The organism is Photobacterium pectinilyticum, assembly GCF_024357955.1.
Taxonomy (GTDB): domain Bacteria; phylum Pseudomonadota; class Gammaproteobacteria; order Enterobacterales; family Vibrionaceae; genus Photobacterium; species Photobacterium pectinilyticum.
Window position 1 is genome coordinate 22,025 of sequence record NZ_JANEYT010000045.1, and the last position, 17,168, is coordinate 39,192.

The following is a 17,168-nucleotide window of genomic DNA, read 5'->3' on the forward strand; positions in this document are numbered from 1 at the left end:
TAAACAGCGTTCAGTTAATAACCAGAATACCGTATGCAACCATATCAATACAATGGCTACATCCCTGAACTTTAATCAAAAAGCCCCACAGTTGTTGGGCTTCGCTAGCAATCTATGGTTATCAAACTTGGAAACGACCAACTTGCTGCCGCAATGTCTGGCATTGCGTTGCAAGTTGTATAAAGGCTTCTTCCGTTGCACTTACCTTCCCAACCACTTCTTGACTTTTATCCGCTATTTTTTGGACGTTCTGGCTAATATCTTCACTCACCTGGCTCTGTTGGCTCGCTGCAGTGGCAATACCACTCTCACGACTACGTTCCATTGCCGCTACCGCTTGCTTCGCAGCATGTTGCAGACGCTCAATCATCGTTTGGATTTCACCAGTGCTCATTTGTGTTTTGCTTGCAAGTGAACGTACTTCATCGGCTACCACCGCAAAACCTCTTCCCTGCTCGCCAGCACGAGCCGCTTCAATGGCCGCGTTCAATGCCAGTAAATTTGTTTGCTCGGCATTTACCTAAGTCTGTATAAAACCCACAAGGTATATTTTGAAGCGCAATTCTAACACCATAAGGCACTGATTTTATTTGCAATTAATGTAACTGAAATCATTACAAACCATTCATGCTCACTTAGATTGAGGCATTGCTGACTCAACCCCCATCCTTGTGTTTCCTTCGCCCCTAAGCTACCAAGCTAACCGAATGGGCAATCACTACATACTTAGGTATGATCGGTGTATGGTCCCATCAACATAAACTGCCCATGTATCTCAACAACCTTAAACAGTATTTTGGCTTCGATAACCTCCGCCCCGGCCAGGATGAAGTGATCAGTAAAGTCATTGAAGGCCATTCAGCTGCCGCTATCTTCCCTACTGGCTCGGGCAAGTCACTGTGCTATCAGTTACCTGCTTTGCAGCTTCCCAACCTGACACTGGTCATCTCGCCATTACTGGCGTTGATGAAAGACCAAATTAACTTCTTGCACAGTAAGGGCATTCAAGCGGCTTCCATTGATTCAAGCCAAAGCTGGGAAGAGACACAGCAAGTCATGCAAGGGGTACGGTCGGGGACCATTAAGATTCTGATGATTTCAGTCGAAAGGCTGAACAACGAACGTTTTCGTCAGTTTATCTCCCAAGTACCAATTTCATTATTAGTGGTCGATGAAGCCCACTGTATTTCCGAATGGGGCCATAATTTCCGCCCAGATTACCTCAAACTTCCTCAGTATCGCCAGTTGTTGAATATCCCTCAGGTGCTCTTGCTGACAGCGACGGCAACCCCAGCGGTTATCAGCGATATGGGACACAAGTTCGGGATTGAAGATAACAATATCGTGATCACTGGCTTCTATCGCCCTAACCTCGATTTGACTATCACCCCGACGTCAGAGTCCGACAAACAAGCTGCTTTATACAATACACTGGCTAGCGATCCGTCACTACCGAGCATTGTTTATGTGACATTGCAAAAAACAGCAGAAGAGCTTGCAGCGGCGCTGCAACAACAAGGGATCATGGCACAGGCATATCATGCAGGGATGGACAGCGATCGTCGCCAACAAATTCAACGTGATTTCATGGCGGGCAAACACCAATGTACGATTGCCACCATTGCCTTCGGGATGGGGATCGACAAAGCAGACATCCGCCGAGTTATTCACTTTGATCTTCCCAAATCAATAGAAAACTACAGTCAGGAAATCGGTCGAGCCGGACGTGATGGCCAGCATTCAGACTGCATACTGCTTGGCAACAAGTCAGGGCTCAATGTGCTGGAGAATTTTGTGTATGGCGATACCCCCGATCAATCTGCAATTGAAACGGTACTTAGGCTCATCAAACAAAATGTACCACAGTGGGAAGTGGTGCAACTGCGGCTCTCCAAAGAAAGTAATATCCGGATGTTGCCACTGAAAACCTTGCTGGTATATCTGGAAATGGCCCAAATCATCGAGCCTCAGTACACCTACTTTGCCGATTACCGCTTTAAACTGCTTACTGATCAGCAGTTTATTATCAATCAGTTCCAAGGTGAGCGACAAAGCTTCGTTAGCCACATCTTTGCCTGCTCGCCAAAAGCGCGTACCTGGCATACGGTTGATTTCGATGCCTTATGGCAGACTGCCCAGACAGAGCGTAAACGTGTTGTCGCAGCCATCGACTACTTCAGTGAAAAAGGCTGGGTTGCTTTAGAAAGCAAACAGATGACCGATGTGTACCGTGTTACCAATCCAAACTTCGATATTAAAGAAGAGGCCGCTCGCTTGTATCAGCTGTTCAAGGCCAAAGAGCAGAGTGAAATTGCAAGGTTAGACAACATGCTCGCCTTCTTCGAAAACGAGCAATGCCTAAGCCACGAATTAGCCAGCTACTTTGCTGATCACCAAGCCCCACAACAATGTGATCATTGCTCGGTCTGCCGTGGAAGCGTTGCCAAGCTGCCATCTGATAACCAGTTGGCTGATGTATCGGAAAACATGCTTAAAGCATGGTGCGATCCATTTATTTCCGCTTGCCCAGCAGCCCCTTCAGCAGCCGCTCTCACCCGTTTCCTATGCGGTATGACAAGCCCGCTTCACAACGTCATTAAAGCTCGCCAGCTATCAGGTTTTGGGAAAATGGAACAGTACCCTTTTCAGCAGACATTGACCCAAATTCATCATATTTATCCAAACCTTAGCTAACAGAATTAAATCATATATTTCTTGCCCTCCTCACAGGGTGAGGGCAGTGTCCTATTACACATCGTCATTTGTATTATGAAAAATAACATTACTCCGTGGCGATCTTCGTCACAAAGTTTTATGATGTCCACATAAACACAAGTGACTTTAAGTTGTAGGATTCAGAGCTACCGAAGGGCAAGCAAACACCTTGAAGTGACTTGGGTATAATATAAATGGAGATAGAGTAAACGCCATGACAAACGAAAGCCAAGAGTACCAAACCTGCGAAGCATGCGGTGTATCTGCTGAGATGGGTTTCATCATTAAAGAAAATGATGATGTTGCTGATGTCAAAATCTTTGGTGGTAACAAAGCTGCACTAGAAGCAGAACTTGCTAACTACCTTGCGCTCGCTAAAGAAGTTAATGCTAACTTCAAGCATGAAGTTAGCCCGCTTAAAGATGACAGCACTGAACTAACTGCACGTATCCAATTCGAGTGCAGTGCAGAAAAACTGATTTTCGAGCTTAAAACACGCTCACTAATGCGCTAAACCGCTTAGTAAACTGAAAAAATATGTAATTTTATAACATTTTTCTTATGATTTAGAAAAGCCGATTCCTTCATGGTATCGGCTTTTTTTGTACCATTTTTCAGCTATATTTAACAAAGCACTCAATAGGGACATAGTTACTCTTTTTACTTGCATATATTCCCATCAAACTGGTCAGATATGCTTGTGAGCGATTATCTGTTATCAATGAGTATCAATTTAAGTGCATTCGCAGAGCGAATTAATAGTGGAAATTGATCTCGCTTTGTATGAAAATGCAGCAGCATTATGAATCACTAAGCACATGATATTGAATCCATATCATGGATAGAAAAGGAAATATTCGATGAACAGCAATAAAGCACGAGTGATCTCTAACTGGAAACCAACTAACGAACGCGAGTCTGCAGCATTGAAAGAATTTTTGATGCAAGAAATGGGGGCAAAAACGGCTCATCATGAAGGCGGTACTGGCAAACTTGGCCCTGATTCAGGTCGCCTTATTCGCTAATCCAGACATTTGATATTCAAGTAACAGTTCCCCCTGTTACGATAATGCAGCCTGTCCTTTGGGATATGGCTGCATTTTCTTTAAGAGTACATTTTTATGGGTGCATGGTTGGTGGCAATTGAGCCTTAATTACGACTTCTTTTCAATCTTGGTCCACTTCAGGGCACCATTGGTTTCAAAGTGTTTTTCCGGCTGACATTCAATCAGCACGCCTTCAATGGCGATCACTGCCCCCAACGAGTATGACTGCCCTTGATAGAAGCAAACACGCTGAGTATTGAATGTCCCTTCAAGGCTCAATTTTGGCTGAGATTTTACCGATATCTCTTTTGCCATGACAGGCAATGACGCTGGCATCGCCAATAGCAAGAACAAAGTAAACACAATAAACTGAGAACGGGAAATGCATTTACAACAAGCCTGCCATACCGAATTCCGCTTTTTCATTACCACATCCTCCTTGATAAACACCTAGAGCCCACACACAACTAACCCTTAGCTATTATTATCGACCCAATTAGTCTTTTACTTAAGCAATAAGATGATAATTCGTTAATAGCGATTATTCTTTAACTGCAGCGACAACGGAGATTTCGACTAGTAACACGTCACGTGCCATGCTTGCTTCAACACATGCACGGGCTGGAGCATGACCGGCTGGCACCCAGTTATCCCATACCGCGTTCATTTCAGCGAAATCTTTCATGTCTTTGATGTAAATTGTCGCAGAAAGCATGTGCTCTTTATCACTGCCAGCTTGTTCCAGTAACGCCTCTACTTTATCCAACATGGTTTGAGTTTGTTCAGTGATACCTTGTGTCGCATCTGCACACACTTGGCCACACAGGTAAACCGTACCATTATGCTTAACGATACGACTCATACGCTGTCCAGTTTCTTGACGTTCAATCACAGTAAATGCCTTCTTATGTTATTGGGACCTGATAGAATGTAATTCTTTTAATTACGGAACAGCGCTATATTAACAACTGCACACAACGTAGTAAAAAGAAGTTATGACTATCAATTTGATAGCGAATCGAGTGTTTATAGATTCTTTAGCGCTTCTTTTTGGCTCAAGGGAGATAATTGTTCTTGATAGCGCTGAACAAAAGACTTCACATACTCCGCATCTGTCTTAGCGTATTCTCTCAGCACCCAACCAATCGCTTTTCGAATAAAAAACTCTTGTTCACCAGCTAGCATTAGAATTGTTTCTTCAAGCAGCGAGAGATTTGTCTCTTTCTTGTGTTTGAGGTGAATAAGCAATGAAGCGCGACGCAGCCACATATTGTCTGACTGACGCCAACCTCGAACGACATCTTCAAGCTCTCGGTGTTCTTTCACTAAAGGACCAATAAGGTTCGAGGATATTTTGTCCACCGTGTCCCAATGGCTCGCTTCAGTTAGCATTTCTTCGTAAACAGGAAACGCCTCTAGGGTACGAAACGAGGTGTAGTATTCGGCGGCATCCATCGCAAGGTATTGCTCTTCACGGTTTTCCCCCGACCACAACCATAGCACCAATCGTTTGTACTCAATGAAAGAAGTGATCTGAGTATGCTCACGAGCTTGCTTGAATATCGCCTTTCGTTCTGGTGCCTTTACACCATAAAAATCCTGTTCGGTTTTCATATACGCTTGCATGGCTTTTGCGTTATCAGCATTACCCACTTCGGCCATTCTCTGCTGTATGAATATCACCATAGGAATAACAAGTGACATCAATAACTTCCTTTTGTTTACATGTTATTAATATATTTCACCAATATTGGAACACAGTTACTGACTTAATACCAACGTCTCATACCCAAGTGACTTCAATTGGGAAATTCAGAGCTTCATCAAGGTGTTCAGTTCAAGGAAAATGACCGAATGAAACAGGAGTCTATTTCGAGGTTATTTGGGTATGTCTAAGACTTTTTCACCCTATTGATAAAGTTGACGAATGCCCGACCTCTTCCTAGGTTTATAACAATAATAAAATAATCCTAATTACAGTCATCTTTGCCTAATCAATTTAACACCGCTTAGCCAACAGAAGGGATACCCGCTTATGGTGCCAAGAGAGGTCAAAACGGTTAACGATGCCAAGCAGATCATCGAGGAACGCAAGCTCAGTCACGTCAAGGTTGGGCTGTTCGATAACGATGGCGTGATGCGCGGCAAGTACATGTCGAAGGAGAAATTCTTTTCTTCCCTCGATACTGGTTTTGCCTTTTGTGACGTTGTCTTAGGATGGGATGTCAAAGATCAGCTCTATGACAATGCCCAATACACAGGCTGGCACACTGGCTATCCCGACGCGCCAGTACGTATTATCCCTTCAAGTTGCCGCGATGTACTGGGTGAAGACGGCATGCTGCTGTTTATGGCTGAGTTTGCCGGAGAAGCCGAGTCGGTATGCCCAAGGGCAACACTACGAAGAGTATTGGATAAAGCCAAATCCATGGGACTTCTCCCCAAGGCTGCTTTCGAGTATGAGTTCTTCCTCTTTCGTGAAACCCCCCACTCTGTTCGCGAAAAAGGTTTTCGTAATCTGAAGCCTATAACCCCCGATTGGTTTGGCTATTCGATGATACGAAACTCAACCTACTCCGAACTCTATCAGTCTATCCTTGCGATGGCCGAGACCATGGACTTTCCCATTGAAGGGATCCATTCAGAGACAGGTCCTGGGGTGATTGAAGCGGCTATTGCCGTCGACTACGCTTGTCATGCGGCCGACAAGGCGGCACTGTTTAAGACCTACATGAAAGTACTGGCCCAGAAGAATGATCTCATGGCGACCTTCATGGCTAAATGGAGTAATGACTACCCTGGTCAGAGTGGCCACATTCATCTTTCCCTACTAGATCAAGACGGCAAGAATGTATTCTTTGGTGCCGATCAAGCCCATTCAATGAGTGCCCTACAACGTCATTTTCTCGCCGGTCAACAACGCCTGATGCCAGAACTGCTTTGTATGGTCGCACCATCCGTTAACAGCTACAGCCGAATGATCCCCGGGTTTTGGGCCCCAACCGATGCCACTTGGGGGATCGAAAACCGCACGACGTCACTGCGGGTGATCACTGGCTCTCAAAAATCACAACGCATTGAATACCGTATCGGTGCGGCGGATGCCAACCCCTTCTTAGCACTTGCTGCTGCCTTGGGTTCTGGTCTGATTGGTGTAGAACAAGGCTGGGAGCCATCGGACCCAGTGCTAGGGAATGCTTACCAACAAACTCACAGTGACACTCTCGCTTTGCCCCGAACGCTCTGGGATGCCACCCAGCAATTCAAGCAGTCTGAAGCTGCCGTTTCACTCTTTGGCCAGGCATTTGTCGACCATTTTGCCGCTTCGCGAGAATGGGAGGACAGGGAGTTTAGAAAGCATGTAACTGACTGGGAGCTCAACCGTTACTTCGAGATTATTTAACACAAGGAAAGGCGCTTGAATCATTCAGCCAAACCCAATAGGCAACAAGAAGGGGTTATCCAAAATACAATATCTCCAGCCGATGGCAGTGTTGTCGCGACTGTGACGATGGCGACTCCCGAAGTTATCCAACAAACACTGGATAAAGCGAATGTCGCTCAACAAATATGGAAACAAGTGCCTTTAGCCCAACGACAAGACTACTGCAGTCGGGCTATTGATGCGCTGCTGAGTCACCGAGATATGATTGCCAGCGAGTTGAGCTGGATGATGGGTCGACCGATACGGCATAGCAGTAGTGAATTAAGAGGTGTCGAAGAGCGGGCTAGGTACATGATAAAGCATAGTGAGCAGGCGCTTGCCACCATCAAACTTCCTGAAAAAAAAGGCTTTACTCGTTATATCTCCAGAGAACCATTGGGTACGGTCTTGGTGATCTCGCCTTGGAACTATCCCTATCTCACCGCTATTAACTCAATCATACCGGCCCTGCTAGCAGGTAATAGTGTGATCTTAAAGCCGTCTTCCCACACGCCTCTTTGTGCGCAACGATTCCAACAAGCTTTTGATGAAGCTCAACTGCCTGAAGGTATATTCCAGCATTTGTTCTTAAGCCATGACGCAACCGAAGATACCGTTAGCAGTGAGCAAATTCAGCATGTGGTATTTACTGGCTCCGTTACTGGCGGAGCAAACGTCGAGATCGCTGCAGCTGGTCATTTTCACGGACTTGGCCTTGAGCTAGGCGGTAATGATCCCGCTTATGTCTGCAATGATGCCGACATAAACCTCACAGTTGACGCTATTGTAGACGGTGCGCTCTATAATGCGGGGCAATCATGTTGTGCCATTGAGCGGATTTACGTCGATTATCGGGTACATGATGAATTTGTCGAAAAGGCAATTCAACGCGTCAATCAATACCAATTGGGGTTTCCGCTCGATGAAGACACAACGTTAGGTCCTTTGATATCGGTATCAGCGGCCGACCATGTCCGTCAACAAATTACAGAAGCCAAACACCAAGGTGCTCAGACTCATATTTCTGAAGTCTGTTTTCCAAACAGTAAACCCGGCACCCCTTATCTCGCTCCTCAGTTGTTAACGAATGTGAATCATCAAATGCGGATCATGACAGAAGAAACATTTGGTCCGGTATTACCCATTCAAAAAGTATATTCAGATCATGAGGCTGTCGATTTAATGAATGACAGCGAATACGGTTTAACCGCCTGCATTTTTACATCTAATATAAACCGGGCGATCAGTATTGGCGAGCAAGTCGAAACCGGAACCTTTTTCGCCAACCGCTGCGATTACCTGGATCCCGCTCTGGCTTGGACTGGGGTCAAACACTCAGGAAAAGGCTACGCTTTATCAACACTCGGATTCGAAACGTTAACTCGACCTAAGTCATTCCACCTTAAGCATCCGACCGAATAGTCATGCCACCTAACATACCGGACTAACCTATGACTCTGCTGCACTGGCACTACCCTACAGAAATTCTCGTTGGCGAACATGCCAGCTCGCAGCTCGCCTCAGTGTGCAAGACGCGATCTATCCAGCGCCCTCTCTTTGTTGTCGATCCCGCACTAACCGATAACCAAACTACCCGAAATCTTGTCTTATCTTGCCAATCCGCTGACTTACCGAGCTCTATTTTTAGTGACTTTTCAGGTAATCCGACAGGCGAGCAGGTGGAATATGGCATTGAGTACTTTTTAAAAGGAAATCATGACGGTGTCGTTACCCTTGGCGGGGGATCATCCATTGACATAGGCAAGGCCATCGCTTTGGTTGCAAAACAGCAACAACCCTTATGGCAGTTTGAAGATATTAACGAGAACTGGACCAAAGCTGACGCTAACCTTATCGCCCCAGTCATTGCATTGCCGACCACCGCTGGGACAGGATCTGAAGTCGGTAGGGCATCAGTCATTACCGATACTCAAAGTCAGTCCAAACGCATAATCTTTCATCCGAAAATGCTCCCCGTACAGGTGATCCTTGACCCGGTGCTAAGCGTTGACCTTCCTCCACATCTCACGGCTGCCACAGGGATGGATGCGTTATCGCACAACCTTGAAGCCTACTGCTCCCCCAGCTATCACCCCATGGCCGAAGCGATTGCCATCGAGGGAATGCGCCTAATAAAACTCTATCTACCTATTGCTCATATTGATGGGAACAACCTGCAAGCCAGAACTCAGATGTTAATAGCCTCAACCATGGGAGCAACAGCCTTTCAGAAGGGGCTTGGAGCGATGCACGCTTTGGCTCATACCCTCGGGGGACGCTACAACTTACATCACGGCCTATTAAACGCCGTCTTAATGCCCTATGTGCTGTGTGCAAACCGGCATTATCTTCATGAAAAGATGTTAAGGCTTTCCCATTATCTCGAGCTGGAAAATGAAGGTTTTGACGGTGTGCTTGAATGGATACTGGCTCTACGCAAGCAACTTCACATCCCTCATACCATGGCTGAGCTAGGCGTCAATATTCAGGATCAAAAAGCCATTGCGGCGCAATCTGTACAGGACGCAGCAGCCAGTGGAAACCCTATCCATCTTTCCCAAGAACAATACGAAAACGTGTTTTACCATTCACTTAACGGCACGCTCGATCTATAGGATGGCACATGAAATTAGGTGTATTACTGTGTGATGATGTTAGGCCTGAGCTGCAGGGCAAACATGGAAACTATCCCGCGATGTTTTCCAATCTATTTGCCGCTGTCGACCCAAATATCACACTTGAATTTTACCGAGTCATTGACGGTCAATACCCACAATCCTTGAATGAGTGCGACGGTTATCTCACCAGTGGCAGCCGATACAGTGTTTATGAACAAAGCCGGTGGATAAATGTTTTCCAGGGGTTCATTCACCAGCTCTACTTTCAGCAAGTCCCACTGGTCGGTATTTGTTTTGGCCATCAGATGATCGCGCAGGCGTTAGCCGGGGAAGTAGTATGTTCAGAGCGAGGCTGGGGAATTGGAGCGAAACAAATATCCATTGATTTAAAAGCAGCACAACGCTGCCCTTGGATAACCGAACCACCAGGCACCTTATCACTGCTGGTAAGCCATCAAGATCAAGTCCTTCGCTCCCCTGCAGACTGTATCACCCTTGCTGGCAGTGATTTTTGCCCAAACAGCATCCTATTAGTCGGCGATCATTTTCTGAGTATCCAGGGCCACCCAGAATTCACCCCTGAATACCTTTACGATTTAATGAAACTCAAAAAGAGCTGTTATCCCACCGCGACATATCAAAGCGCATTAGATTCGTTGGTTCAGCCGACAGATCACCTTCAGGTGACCCGATGGATCATTCAGTTCTTCCGCTACCGGCAACTTATCAACGAGCCCCGTTCCTTTAATAAAACCAAATAAGCCCTTCAAACAAGCCAACTCATCTCTTTCTCCTCACGACTAATCGTTAATCGTTAATCGTTAATCGTTAATCGTAAAGTTGGCCATGACGCAAACCCCAGCAAACAACCTCTCTTGAGTTACGATGTTGTTCACCGGGGCGTGCACCTTTGGGCTATCTCAGCACTTAGATATCCTTACCAAAGTCATTGAATATTAAATCAAACTCAGATGGGTACGTATCGTTGAATGTACAATTACTGGGTACTTTAGTTAAGGTTTTAATCGTATTTGCCATTAACCCAGCAGGTGACAAATTAGTTATTCTATTTTGCAGTAAATAATAACGGAGTGTTTTTCTACTGTTTATCTTCATACTGTAACGCAGCTGTGCCTTATCAATCAGCCTCGCCATGTTATTCTCAACTGTTTTAATTGATTTACCAAGAACCGTGCTGATAAAGTCGTTAGAAAATCCACACATAATAAAATATGCATACGTTTCCTGTAATGGTGTAAAGCTCTCACATAATCTAGACGCTTTAAAGTCAACTTCGTGACCTTGATTATAATACGTTGTTGGATCATTAAACGCAGAAGACAATGTAAAAATGAAGCCAGTATTATACATACTGACATCAATACCGACTACTTTGCCATCAGCATTTATTATTGGACGTTTAGAAACGTAATACGCTTTACAGCCTGACTCCAACCTTATTATATTTAATGAAAAAATATAATCTTTACTCTCTAGCACATGCTTGTTTTGAACATCTATCACCGCAGCGAAATCGCTAAAGTTACATTGAATCTCTGAATTTTTCGCCCCAATAGCAAGCTCACTTTTCAAGCCTAGAATATCTTCATAAGGTTTATTAATTGCAGCATAATTTCCCTTTTCATCATAAATGGCACAGGGAAATGGGCAAGAAATATTCTTGAGTCCGACCGCGTAAACATATTGCTCATCTGTTATGTTCATTATTCTTTTAGTGAGTTAAAACTATTAACTCAGCACCTAACTGACTTTTTATAATCAAAATTATTGATAGTAAACATACTTAGCCATCAGATAATATCAAGGTTTTTAATTGGTCTTATGTAAGGAAATGTAACAAGCTTTGGAATGAACAAAATGTAATCGATTTCAATGGAAAGGTAGATGATCAGCAATACACAATGACTCTCATACCTTTATATTTCAGCATTTATCATAACTAATAAGCAGTAGATATGACGCCCTACTGCTTACTGTATATCCAAGAAGTCTCAAACTCCCAAGGGGAAGGCATCAGCAACTACTTCACGCCAACAATAACGCGCTTAGCCAACGACATCGCGAGGTTGTTATCATAGTAAGCCGCTTCATTGATAAAGTGCGGGTACGCCTCGTAATCCCCTTCCCAGCAAATTTCTTGCCCGTTAAACAAGGTGAAGATAGGGTCACCATGACGAAGCACCTTAAAATCGGCATCTTGCACACTGTGATGAACCATGCCCATACGCTCACCATTCTCATTTTCAGGCAGCTTCAACGTTTCATGGTACTTGTATGCTTCATAGCTGGCCGGAAGCTCCGGTAAGGCATCACGATTATGCAAATCGACAAAGTCCAAAATATGGCCTGTCATTTCTTCCATCCAGTCTAAAACATCTTGGCGAATAACAGACTGTGGTTGCGGGCCAATTTCTACAATCACGCCCTTTTCAGAAATAGAGCTTAAAAAGCTGTGCTCATGGACCGGGATATGATCTTCCAATACCACAACAGCACTTGGCATCTTTACAGTGACATACGCTCCCAACTGTCGATTAAAAGCATCAGTCTGAAGTAAGATAAGAGATGGCCCCATATTGCTGGTCGTATTATGCAAATCGATAATAAAGTCGGTTTTTGCTGCGCCCTTTGGCCCTAGCTGCGCGTTAATAGCCTTCGCACGGCTTTGCTCATAATTTGCCAGATCAAGATTGTTAAGGTCGTCAGTTGCAAACTGGCGGTTCATATCACAATCGAGGTAACGTTTATTTTCTTCAAACGCTTTTGGGTTCGCAAAAACGGTTTCTACAGAAAAGCTCTCACGTTCAATCACCTGTGGTGTGTCACGCCATTTGCGCAATAAATAAATACCACTGAATTCATTACCATGGGTGCCACCAACAATCGCAACTTTATTCAATTTATTCGTCCCTGTCATCTTTGCTCAGACTCGTCTTCATCAATTAATACCATATCCACTGATAACAGTTTCACTGATAATTTTCCATTAAAATTGCATAATAATTGACTCATATGAGGCTGGTCGTGCCAGCATCCAATACACCCTAATTCCACTGGGGACGTGTTTGGGCCAATTTCAGGTAGGAATGTAGCTGGCCGTTTTTATATTCAATGGCTGAGTGAATACTGCTTCCTTGACTGGCGACCACAGTGCAAGCGTAGCGATTTTCGTCCTTATAAATAGTCAGTTCGAGCATGCCGCTAACCAACCGCCACTCACCACGGGTTTTCTGCCTTCTGAACAACGTAAACTCTTCCAGGCTACCATTCGGGTGGAGTAATAGCTCAGTAACATACCCTGCAGAACAGGTTTTGATCCAATGTTGTTGGGTTAACTCTGTCAGAGAAAAATCGCGCTTGCCTGATAACCACGTTTGCAGCTCATCTTGCTGCGAGCTATCAGGCGTCGGTAATCGATCCAGATCCAGTAGCCTGACTCGTTCCGATTCGCGGTAAAACAGCTGCAACAACTTTTGGGTCTTATTATCAGACATCCCTATCTCCCTAGAACAGTTTAGGCTTCCAAATGTAACGCTAATTAAATTACAACATTAGTGTTAAACATTGATTTTGCAATACAAGTCAAAACTTCACTTTGCCTCTCATCACTTTTTTCTGGCCTCGCTGTGTTTTTTTATCTACTCGCCTTTTCTGTGAATTGCGAGTCGGTCTCGTTGCGCGACGGGCTTTTTGCTGCACAACCGCCGCTTTGATCAAAGCGACCAGCCTTTCCAGCGCATCTTCACGGTTCAGCTCTTGAGTGCGATATTGCTGGGCTTTGATGACGATAACCCCCTCTTTCGAGATCCGGCTATCGGATAATGCTAGCAACCTTTCTTTATAAAAAGCAGGCAATGACGAGCGTGAAATATCGAAACGAAGGTGAATGGCCGATGAGACTTTGTTGACGTTTTGTCCACCAGCCCCCTGGGCACGTATTGGTGTCAGCTCAACTTCCCAGTCACCCAACTGGACTGCATTAGAAATTTCTATCATAAAACTAAAATGAAAAAGGGTTCTGAGGGTAGTATACCTTTACTTGACGAGTTTGTGTCGCCGACAGCGCTTAGAACAGTAACGAACACTATCCCAACATAGCCGCCATTTTTTGCGCCAATGAAACGGGCGCCCACAGGCTACGCACATTTTCTGCGGCAGATGACTCTTTTTCATTTAACCCTCACGCAATAGTGGTCGTCTTTCCTATTTACGATCAATAACGTAAAACCGCTCAACAGCTGTATTCGCGAGTTGTCCGGTATTCTGGGTTAAATCTTATGGAATTTATGGCTTCACTGATTGCAGATATCGGTAATTTGATCCGACCTTGGATTGATGATATCGCCACTGCAGTGATCACTTGCTTACTTGTAATGTTTGCAGCTGACATCAATCGGTTTATGCGCAAACAATTAGTCGGCACCAACTTCATCGTCAGAACGATCATTTTTATATTGGTTAATGCATTTGGTTACGGATTTTTTATTGTCAGTACCGCTCCATTATTGTCAACGCAACTAAGCCAGCTGGCTAACCACTGGCTTATTACGGTTATCTCGACTTTATTCATTGTCATCGGTGTTTGGGCCCAGCGACACCGCCAACAAGTCTAACGATGACTTTATCAATGTTAGCCGGCTAATCTGAAGATGTAATACATCATCATCAGCCACAGACCAATACCCGATACAGCGACAAATGAGAACACGATGAGCTGCTTTAACTTTGATAGAAAGCACGACATATGCATAACGAACCTCCTTGCTTACCACTGGACTTGGAATGTGTTAATTAACCAATATTTAACAACATCTTACCCCTGATGCTGAGCAAACAGTTAAGAGACAGATCGGCTTCTGGGAAAGTGGCCCAAAATGCTAAATCTTTGGCATGAAATGTAAAAAGCCCGGCATTCGCCGGGCTATATTTATCACGTCATTTTATACCCGACGGTATGGTAGGTAGATAGGTTCCCAAGTGTGCTCAGCCAACTCTTGAATAATATCTTTGCCTGCTAAGTCACATTTTGGGTCTTTCGCCTGCATATCGGTCAGAATTCGGGTGGCGACATGCAAAGATACCTGCTTCAAATTGCTGATGCGCGGGTATACACAACCGGAGGCCAAATCGTCATCCTCGACCATTTCTGCCAGCGCATAAGAAGCCGTAGTGAACATATCCAGCGTCACCTTTTGAGTGCGAGACACAATTGCGGCCAGCCCTACCCCAGGGAAAATAAAGACATTATTCCCCTGTCCTATCCGGAAGTCTTGACCATTGTAACTCACATCACCAAATGGGCTTCCTGTTGCCACGATAGCCTTGCCATCACTCCAACGGTATATATCTTCAGGTAAGGCTTCACAATTCGCGGTAGGATTAGACAACGGAAAGATCATCGGCCGCTGGCTATACTCCATCATTTTCTGGATGTGGCCTTCTTTGAAGGCGCCACCAATACCACTGGTACCCAATAGTACCGTTACTGGGTAGTTATCAATTAACTCGGTTAATGATACCTTGCCAGCCTCAGCGACATTCCAGTCTAGAGACATCGCTCTTGGTTTAGCGTAGCGCTTCTTGTATTCATCCAGTCCATCACGATCATCAAACACCAATCCTTGCGAGTCCATGATAAAGATTTTTTCTCGAGCCACCGCATGAGAGCAACCTTCCTTGAGCAGACCAGCAAAAATCTGATCAGCGACGCCGACACCGCCAGCCCCCGCCCCATAAACCACATAACTCTGGTCTGCTAATGTCTCACCTTTAATTTTGACCGCCCCCAGAATTCCGGCTAATACCACCGACCCCGTCCCCTGGATATCATCATTAAACGACGGTAAGTACTCCTCGTAGTCCGAGAGGTTGTCGAAGGCATTGGATTTACTGAAGTCTTCCCATTGAAGAACCGCTTTGGGGAAATTACGCTTAACCTGATGCACAAACTTCTTAATGAAGGCTTTATATTCCTCACCTCTCAGACGTCGACGAGGAACCCCTAAGTACATAGGGTCATCAAGTAAATCTTGATTATCTGTTCCAATATCCAGTGTTATAGGTAAGCAATGAGCAGGATGAATACCAGCCCCCAAGGTATATAAAGACAGTTTCCCAATGGGGATGCCCATACCTCCGACCCCCTGGTCGCCAAGCCCCAAGATGCCTTGGCTATCCGTTACCACGATTATTTTTATATCTTTGCCAGTGAAATGACGGGCAAGCTCATCCATACTTTCAACGTTGTCTTCAGTGATATAAAGACCACGAGCTTTTTGGTAGCGGTGACTAAACTCCTGGCAGGCCTTACCGACTGTCGGGGTATAAATAATCGGTGTCATCTCTTCTACGTGCTTGGAAAGCAGCGCATAAAAAAGGGTTTCGTTCCTATCTTGAAGGGCACGCAAGAAAAGGTATTTTTCGATATCGGTTGAAGCATTTTTAAAGCCGTCGTACACCCTATTCAATTGATCTTCAAAAGTCTGGACACGTGGTGGTAGCAAACCATCTAACTGAAAAGCAGCTCTTTCTTCATAAGTGAATGCAGTACTTTTATTTAGAGTTCGATCATTAAGCAATTCAGTGCCTGTTAGCGATACGGGCCTAAACTCATTGCCACTTTCATCCTTCCAACGTAGATACTTTCCTCTCGTCATTCATCCTCCGTTCACATTATTTTCATTGTTATTTTTCCGGCTTTCTTCTGTATAGAAAGCAGCAGAAATTATAATCCTTATGATTAATGAAAAATGTGACAATCGAAGACTTGTCTTAAATGAATAAAAATGACAGTTGACGTCTATACCAGCAACGCAATACTAATATTCAATGATACAGCATCTATGTAATTCAAAATTTTTGTTGTACAAGCTTATCTTTTAGCATGAAAAATGCATTTCAATGCCTTTTTATCCAAGTGCTTACTTCTTGTTTTATTAAGTAAATTTACTGACCTCGTCTTTACAAGGTCTCGCACTAACTGCTTATCCTTCATAGCCTTTTCTCTTTACCACAGTCAACACACTTCCATATTGATTTAAATTTTAACTTTTGAATCCAGTTACGGCGCACTTGTACAAGGCGCCCACTACAATAATCACACATACAGATAACCAGTAGGTTTAAACTTGAAAAAAACGAAAATTAATATGTCATAATCCTGGCTGTTTTTTTCAGGAGAAAGTCATTTTTATGTCTATTTCATGTAAGGCTGACGCAAATGGAATGCACATCACATCAGAAAAAAGTCACCATAATCACAAAAGATGTAAGCGTTCACCAGTAGGTACTTGATTTAGGGGTTACAAGCTAAATACGTTTGGATAAGGCTGGCGAGCAGTAACA

Annotated in this window: 17 protein-coding genes and 1 pseudogene; 8 read left to right on the plus strand and 10 right to left on the minus strand. The window is 44.4% G+C overall.

All coding sequences use genetic code 11. The features are described 5' to 3' along the window. Nucleotides 1-121 precede the first annotated feature (121 nt). Nucleotides 122-514 (minus strand): annotated as a pseudogene (locus NHN17_RS17155) (methyl-accepting chemotaxis protein); the annotation flags it as partial. 254 nt (nucleotides 515-768) lie between these two features. Here NHN17_RS17155 and NHN17_RS17160 point away from each other — a divergent pair. The 3 genes from NHN17_RS17160 to NHN17_RS17170 all read left to right on the plus strand — a co-directional run bounded on the left by NHN17_RS17160 (nucleotide 769) and on the right by NHN17_RS17170 (nucleotide 3,740). Then, on the plus strand, nucleotides 769-2,694 hold the full coding sequence (locus NHN17_RS17160) for a RecQ family ATP-dependent DNA helicase (RefSeq protein WP_255043870.1): 1,926 nt from the start codon (nucleotides 769-771) through the stop codon (nucleotides 2,692-2,694). 235 nt (nucleotides 2,695-2,929) lie between these two features. Next, the gene (locus NHN17_RS17165) at nucleotides 2,930-3,229 is read left to right on the plus strand and encodes a YfcZ/YiiS family protein (RefSeq protein ID WP_255043871.1); all 300 of its coding nucleotides are present in this window, start codon (nucleotides 2,930-2,932) and stop codon (nucleotides 3,227-3,229) included. Nucleotides 3,230-3,575: 346 nt separating this feature from the next. Beyond that, the gene (locus NHN17_RS17170) at nucleotides 3,576-3,740 is read left to right on the plus strand and encodes a hypothetical protein (RefSeq protein ID WP_166645346.1); all 165 of its coding nucleotides are present in this window, start codon (nucleotides 3,576-3,578) and stop codon (nucleotides 3,738-3,740) included. Between the two features lie 129 nt (nucleotides 3,741-3,869). Here NHN17_RS17170 and NHN17_RS17175 read toward each other — a convergent pair whose 3' ends face one another. From NHN17_RS17175 to NHN17_RS17185, 3 genes are all read right to left on the minus strand, one after another. Continuing rightward, nucleotides 3,870-4,124 carry a DUF1496 domain-containing protein gene (locus NHN17_RS17175; protein ID WP_373689575.1) on the minus strand — a complete coding sequence of 85 codons (255 nt, stop codon included), beginning with the start codon at nucleotides 4,122-4,124 and terminating at the stop codon, nucleotides 3,870-3,872. 178 nt (nucleotides 4,125-4,302) lie between these two features. After that, complete coding sequence (locus NHN17_RS17180) at nucleotides 4,303-4,653, minus strand: RidA family protein (protein WP_255043874.1); 351 nt, start codon at nucleotides 4,651-4,653, stop codon at nucleotides 4,303-4,305. 134 nt (nucleotides 4,654-4,787) lie between these two features. Continuing rightward, entirely contained in the window at nucleotides 4,788-5,465 is a 678-nt protein-coding gene (locus tag NHN17_RS17185; RefSeq protein WP_255043875.1) for a DNA alkylation repair protein, read from the minus strand. A 331-nt stretch (nucleotides 5,466-5,796) separates the two neighbouring features. Between NHN17_RS17185 and NHN17_RS17190 the strand changes: the two genes are divergently transcribed. Genes NHN17_RS17190 through NHN17_RS17205 form a run of 4 tightly spaced genes read left to right on the plus strand, consistent with a single transcriptional unit; the run spans nucleotide 5,797 to nucleotide 10,564 of the window. Beyond that, entirely contained in the window at nucleotides 5,797-7,164 is a 1,368-nt protein-coding gene (locus tag NHN17_RS17190) for a glutamine synthetase family protein (RefSeq protein WP_255043876.1), read from the plus strand. Between the two features lie 15 nt (nucleotides 7,165-7,179). Beyond that, on the plus strand, nucleotides 7,180-8,607 hold the full coding sequence (locus tag NHN17_RS17195) for an aldehyde dehydrogenase family protein (protein WP_255043877.1): 1,428 nt from the start codon (nucleotides 7,180-7,182) through the stop codon (nucleotides 8,605-8,607). A gap of 29 nt (nucleotides 8,608-8,636) precedes the next feature. Continuing rightward, a complete protein-coding gene (locus NHN17_RS17200; protein WP_255043878.1) occupies nucleotides 8,637-9,800 on the plus strand; it encodes an iron-containing alcohol dehydrogenase in 1,164 nt (387 codons plus the stop codon). An 8-nt stretch (nucleotides 9,801-9,808) separates the two neighbouring features. After that, nucleotides 9,809-10,564, plus strand: coding sequence for a glutamine amidotransferase-related protein (locus NHN17_RS17205; RefSeq protein ID WP_255043879.1), 756 nt, complete (start codon nucleotides 9,809-9,811; stop codon nucleotides 10,562-10,564). A 166-nt stretch (nucleotides 10,565-10,730) separates the two neighbouring features. Here NHN17_RS17205 and NHN17_RS17210 read toward each other — a convergent pair whose 3' ends face one another. The 5 genes from NHN17_RS17210 to NHN17_RS17230 all read right to left on the minus strand — a co-directional run bounded on the left by NHN17_RS17210 (nucleotide 10,731) and on the right by NHN17_RS17230 (nucleotide 13,997). Beyond that, nucleotides 10,731-11,528 (minus strand): helix-turn-helix transcriptional regulator, encoded by a 798-nt coding sequence (locus NHN17_RS17210; protein ID WP_255043880.1) that lies wholly within the window; start codon nucleotides 11,526-11,528, stop codon nucleotides 10,731-10,733. Between the two features lie 316 nt (nucleotides 11,529-11,844). Beyond that, nucleotides 11,845-12,741, minus strand: a complete 897-nt coding sequence (locus tag NHN17_RS17215) for an aspartoacylase (protein WP_255043881.1) — start codon at nucleotides 12,739-12,741, stop codon at nucleotides 11,845-11,847. Between the two features lie 127 nt (nucleotides 12,742-12,868). Beyond that, complete coding sequence (locus tag NHN17_RS17220; protein ID WP_255043882.1) at nucleotides 12,869-13,318, minus strand: hypothetical protein; 450 nt, start codon at nucleotides 13,316-13,318, stop codon at nucleotides 12,869-12,871. A gap of 88 nt (nucleotides 13,319-13,406) precedes the next feature. Beyond that, nucleotides 13,407-13,820 carry an alternative ribosome rescue aminoacyl-tRNA hydrolase ArfB gene (gene arfB, locus NHN17_RS17225; protein WP_255043883.1) on the minus strand — a complete coding sequence of 138 codons (414 nt, stop codon included), beginning with the start codon at nucleotides 13,818-13,820 and terminating at the stop codon, nucleotides 13,407-13,409. 39 nt (nucleotides 13,821-13,859) lie between these two features. After that, entirely contained in the window at nucleotides 13,860-13,997 is a 138-nt protein-coding gene (locus NHN17_RS17230; protein WP_255043884.1) for a DUF2256 domain-containing protein, read from the minus strand. A gap of 104 nt (nucleotides 13,998-14,101) precedes the next feature. Between NHN17_RS17230 and NHN17_RS17235 the strand changes: the two genes are divergently transcribed. Beyond that, nucleotides 14,102-14,437, plus strand: coding sequence for a DUF3392 domain-containing protein (locus NHN17_RS17235; protein WP_255043885.1), 336 nt, complete (start codon nucleotides 14,102-14,104; stop codon nucleotides 14,435-14,437). 327 nt (nucleotides 14,438-14,764) lie between these two features. On the opposite strand, the gene NHN17_RS17240 is transcribed toward NHN17_RS17235, so the two are convergent. Then, nucleotides 14,765-16,480, minus strand: a complete 1,716-nt coding sequence (locus NHN17_RS17240; RefSeq protein WP_255043886.1) for an NAD-dependent malic enzyme — start codon at nucleotides 16,478-16,480, stop codon at nucleotides 14,765-14,767. Nucleotides 16,481-17,168 lie beyond the last annotated feature (688 nt).

What these genes read in the sequence shown, in the direction of transcription:
- arfB (WP_255043883.1), bottom strand. Translation starts at nt 13,820, where the DNA reads ATGATAGAAATTTCTAATGCAGTCCAGTTGGGTGACTGGGAAGTTGAG.
- NHN17_RS17210 (WP_255043880.1), bottom strand. Translation starts at nt 11,528, where the DNA reads ATGAACATAACAGATGAGCAATATGTTTACGCGGTCGGACTCAAGAAT.
- NHN17_RS17200 (WP_255043878.1), top strand. Translation starts at nt 8,637, where the DNA reads ATGACTCTGCTGCACTGGCACTACCCTACAGAAATTCTCGTTGGCGAA.
- NHN17_RS17190 (WP_255043876.1), top strand. Translation starts at nt 5,797, where the DNA reads ATGGTGCCAAGAGAGGTCAAAACGGTTAACGATGCCAAGCAGATCATC.
- NHN17_RS17170 (WP_166645346.1), top strand. Translation starts at nt 3,576, where the DNA reads ATGAACAGCAATAAAGCACGAGTGATCTCTAACTGGAAACCAACTAAC.
- NHN17_RS17240 (WP_255043886.1), bottom strand. Translation starts at nt 16,480, where the DNA reads ATGACGAGAGGAAAGTATCTACGTTGGAAGGATGAAAGTGGCAATGAG.
- NHN17_RS17230 (WP_255043884.1), bottom strand. Translation starts at nt 13,997, where the DNA reads ATGAAAAAGAGTCATCTGCCGCAGAAAATGTGCGTAGCCTGTGGGCGC.
- NHN17_RS17205 (WP_255043879.1), top strand. Translation starts at nt 9,809, where the DNA reads ATGAAATTAGGTGTATTACTGTGTGATGATGTTAGGCCTGAGCTGCAG.
- NHN17_RS17160 (WP_255043870.1), top strand. Translation starts at nt 769, where the DNA reads ATGTATCTCAACAACCTTAAACAGTATTTTGGCTTCGATAACCTCCGC.
- NHN17_RS17220 (WP_255043882.1), bottom strand. Translation starts at nt 13,318, where the DNA reads ATGTCTGATAATAAGACCCAAAAGTTGTTGCAGCTGTTTTACCGCGAA.
- NHN17_RS17215 (WP_255043881.1), bottom strand. Translation starts at nt 12,741, where the DNA reads ATGACAGGGACGAATAAATTGAATAAAGTTGCGATTGTTGGTGGCACC.
- NHN17_RS17165 (WP_255043871.1), top strand. Translation starts at nt 2,930, where the DNA reads ATGACAAACGAAAGCCAAGAGTACCAAACCTGCGAAGCATGCGGTGTA.
- NHN17_RS17235 (WP_255043885.1), top strand. Translation starts at nt 14,102, where the DNA reads ATGGAATTTATGGCTTCACTGATTGCAGATATCGGTAATTTGATCCGA.
- NHN17_RS17185 (WP_255043875.1), bottom strand. Translation starts at nt 5,465, where the DNA reads ATGTCACTTGTTATTCCTATGGTGATATTCATACAGCAGAGAATGGCC.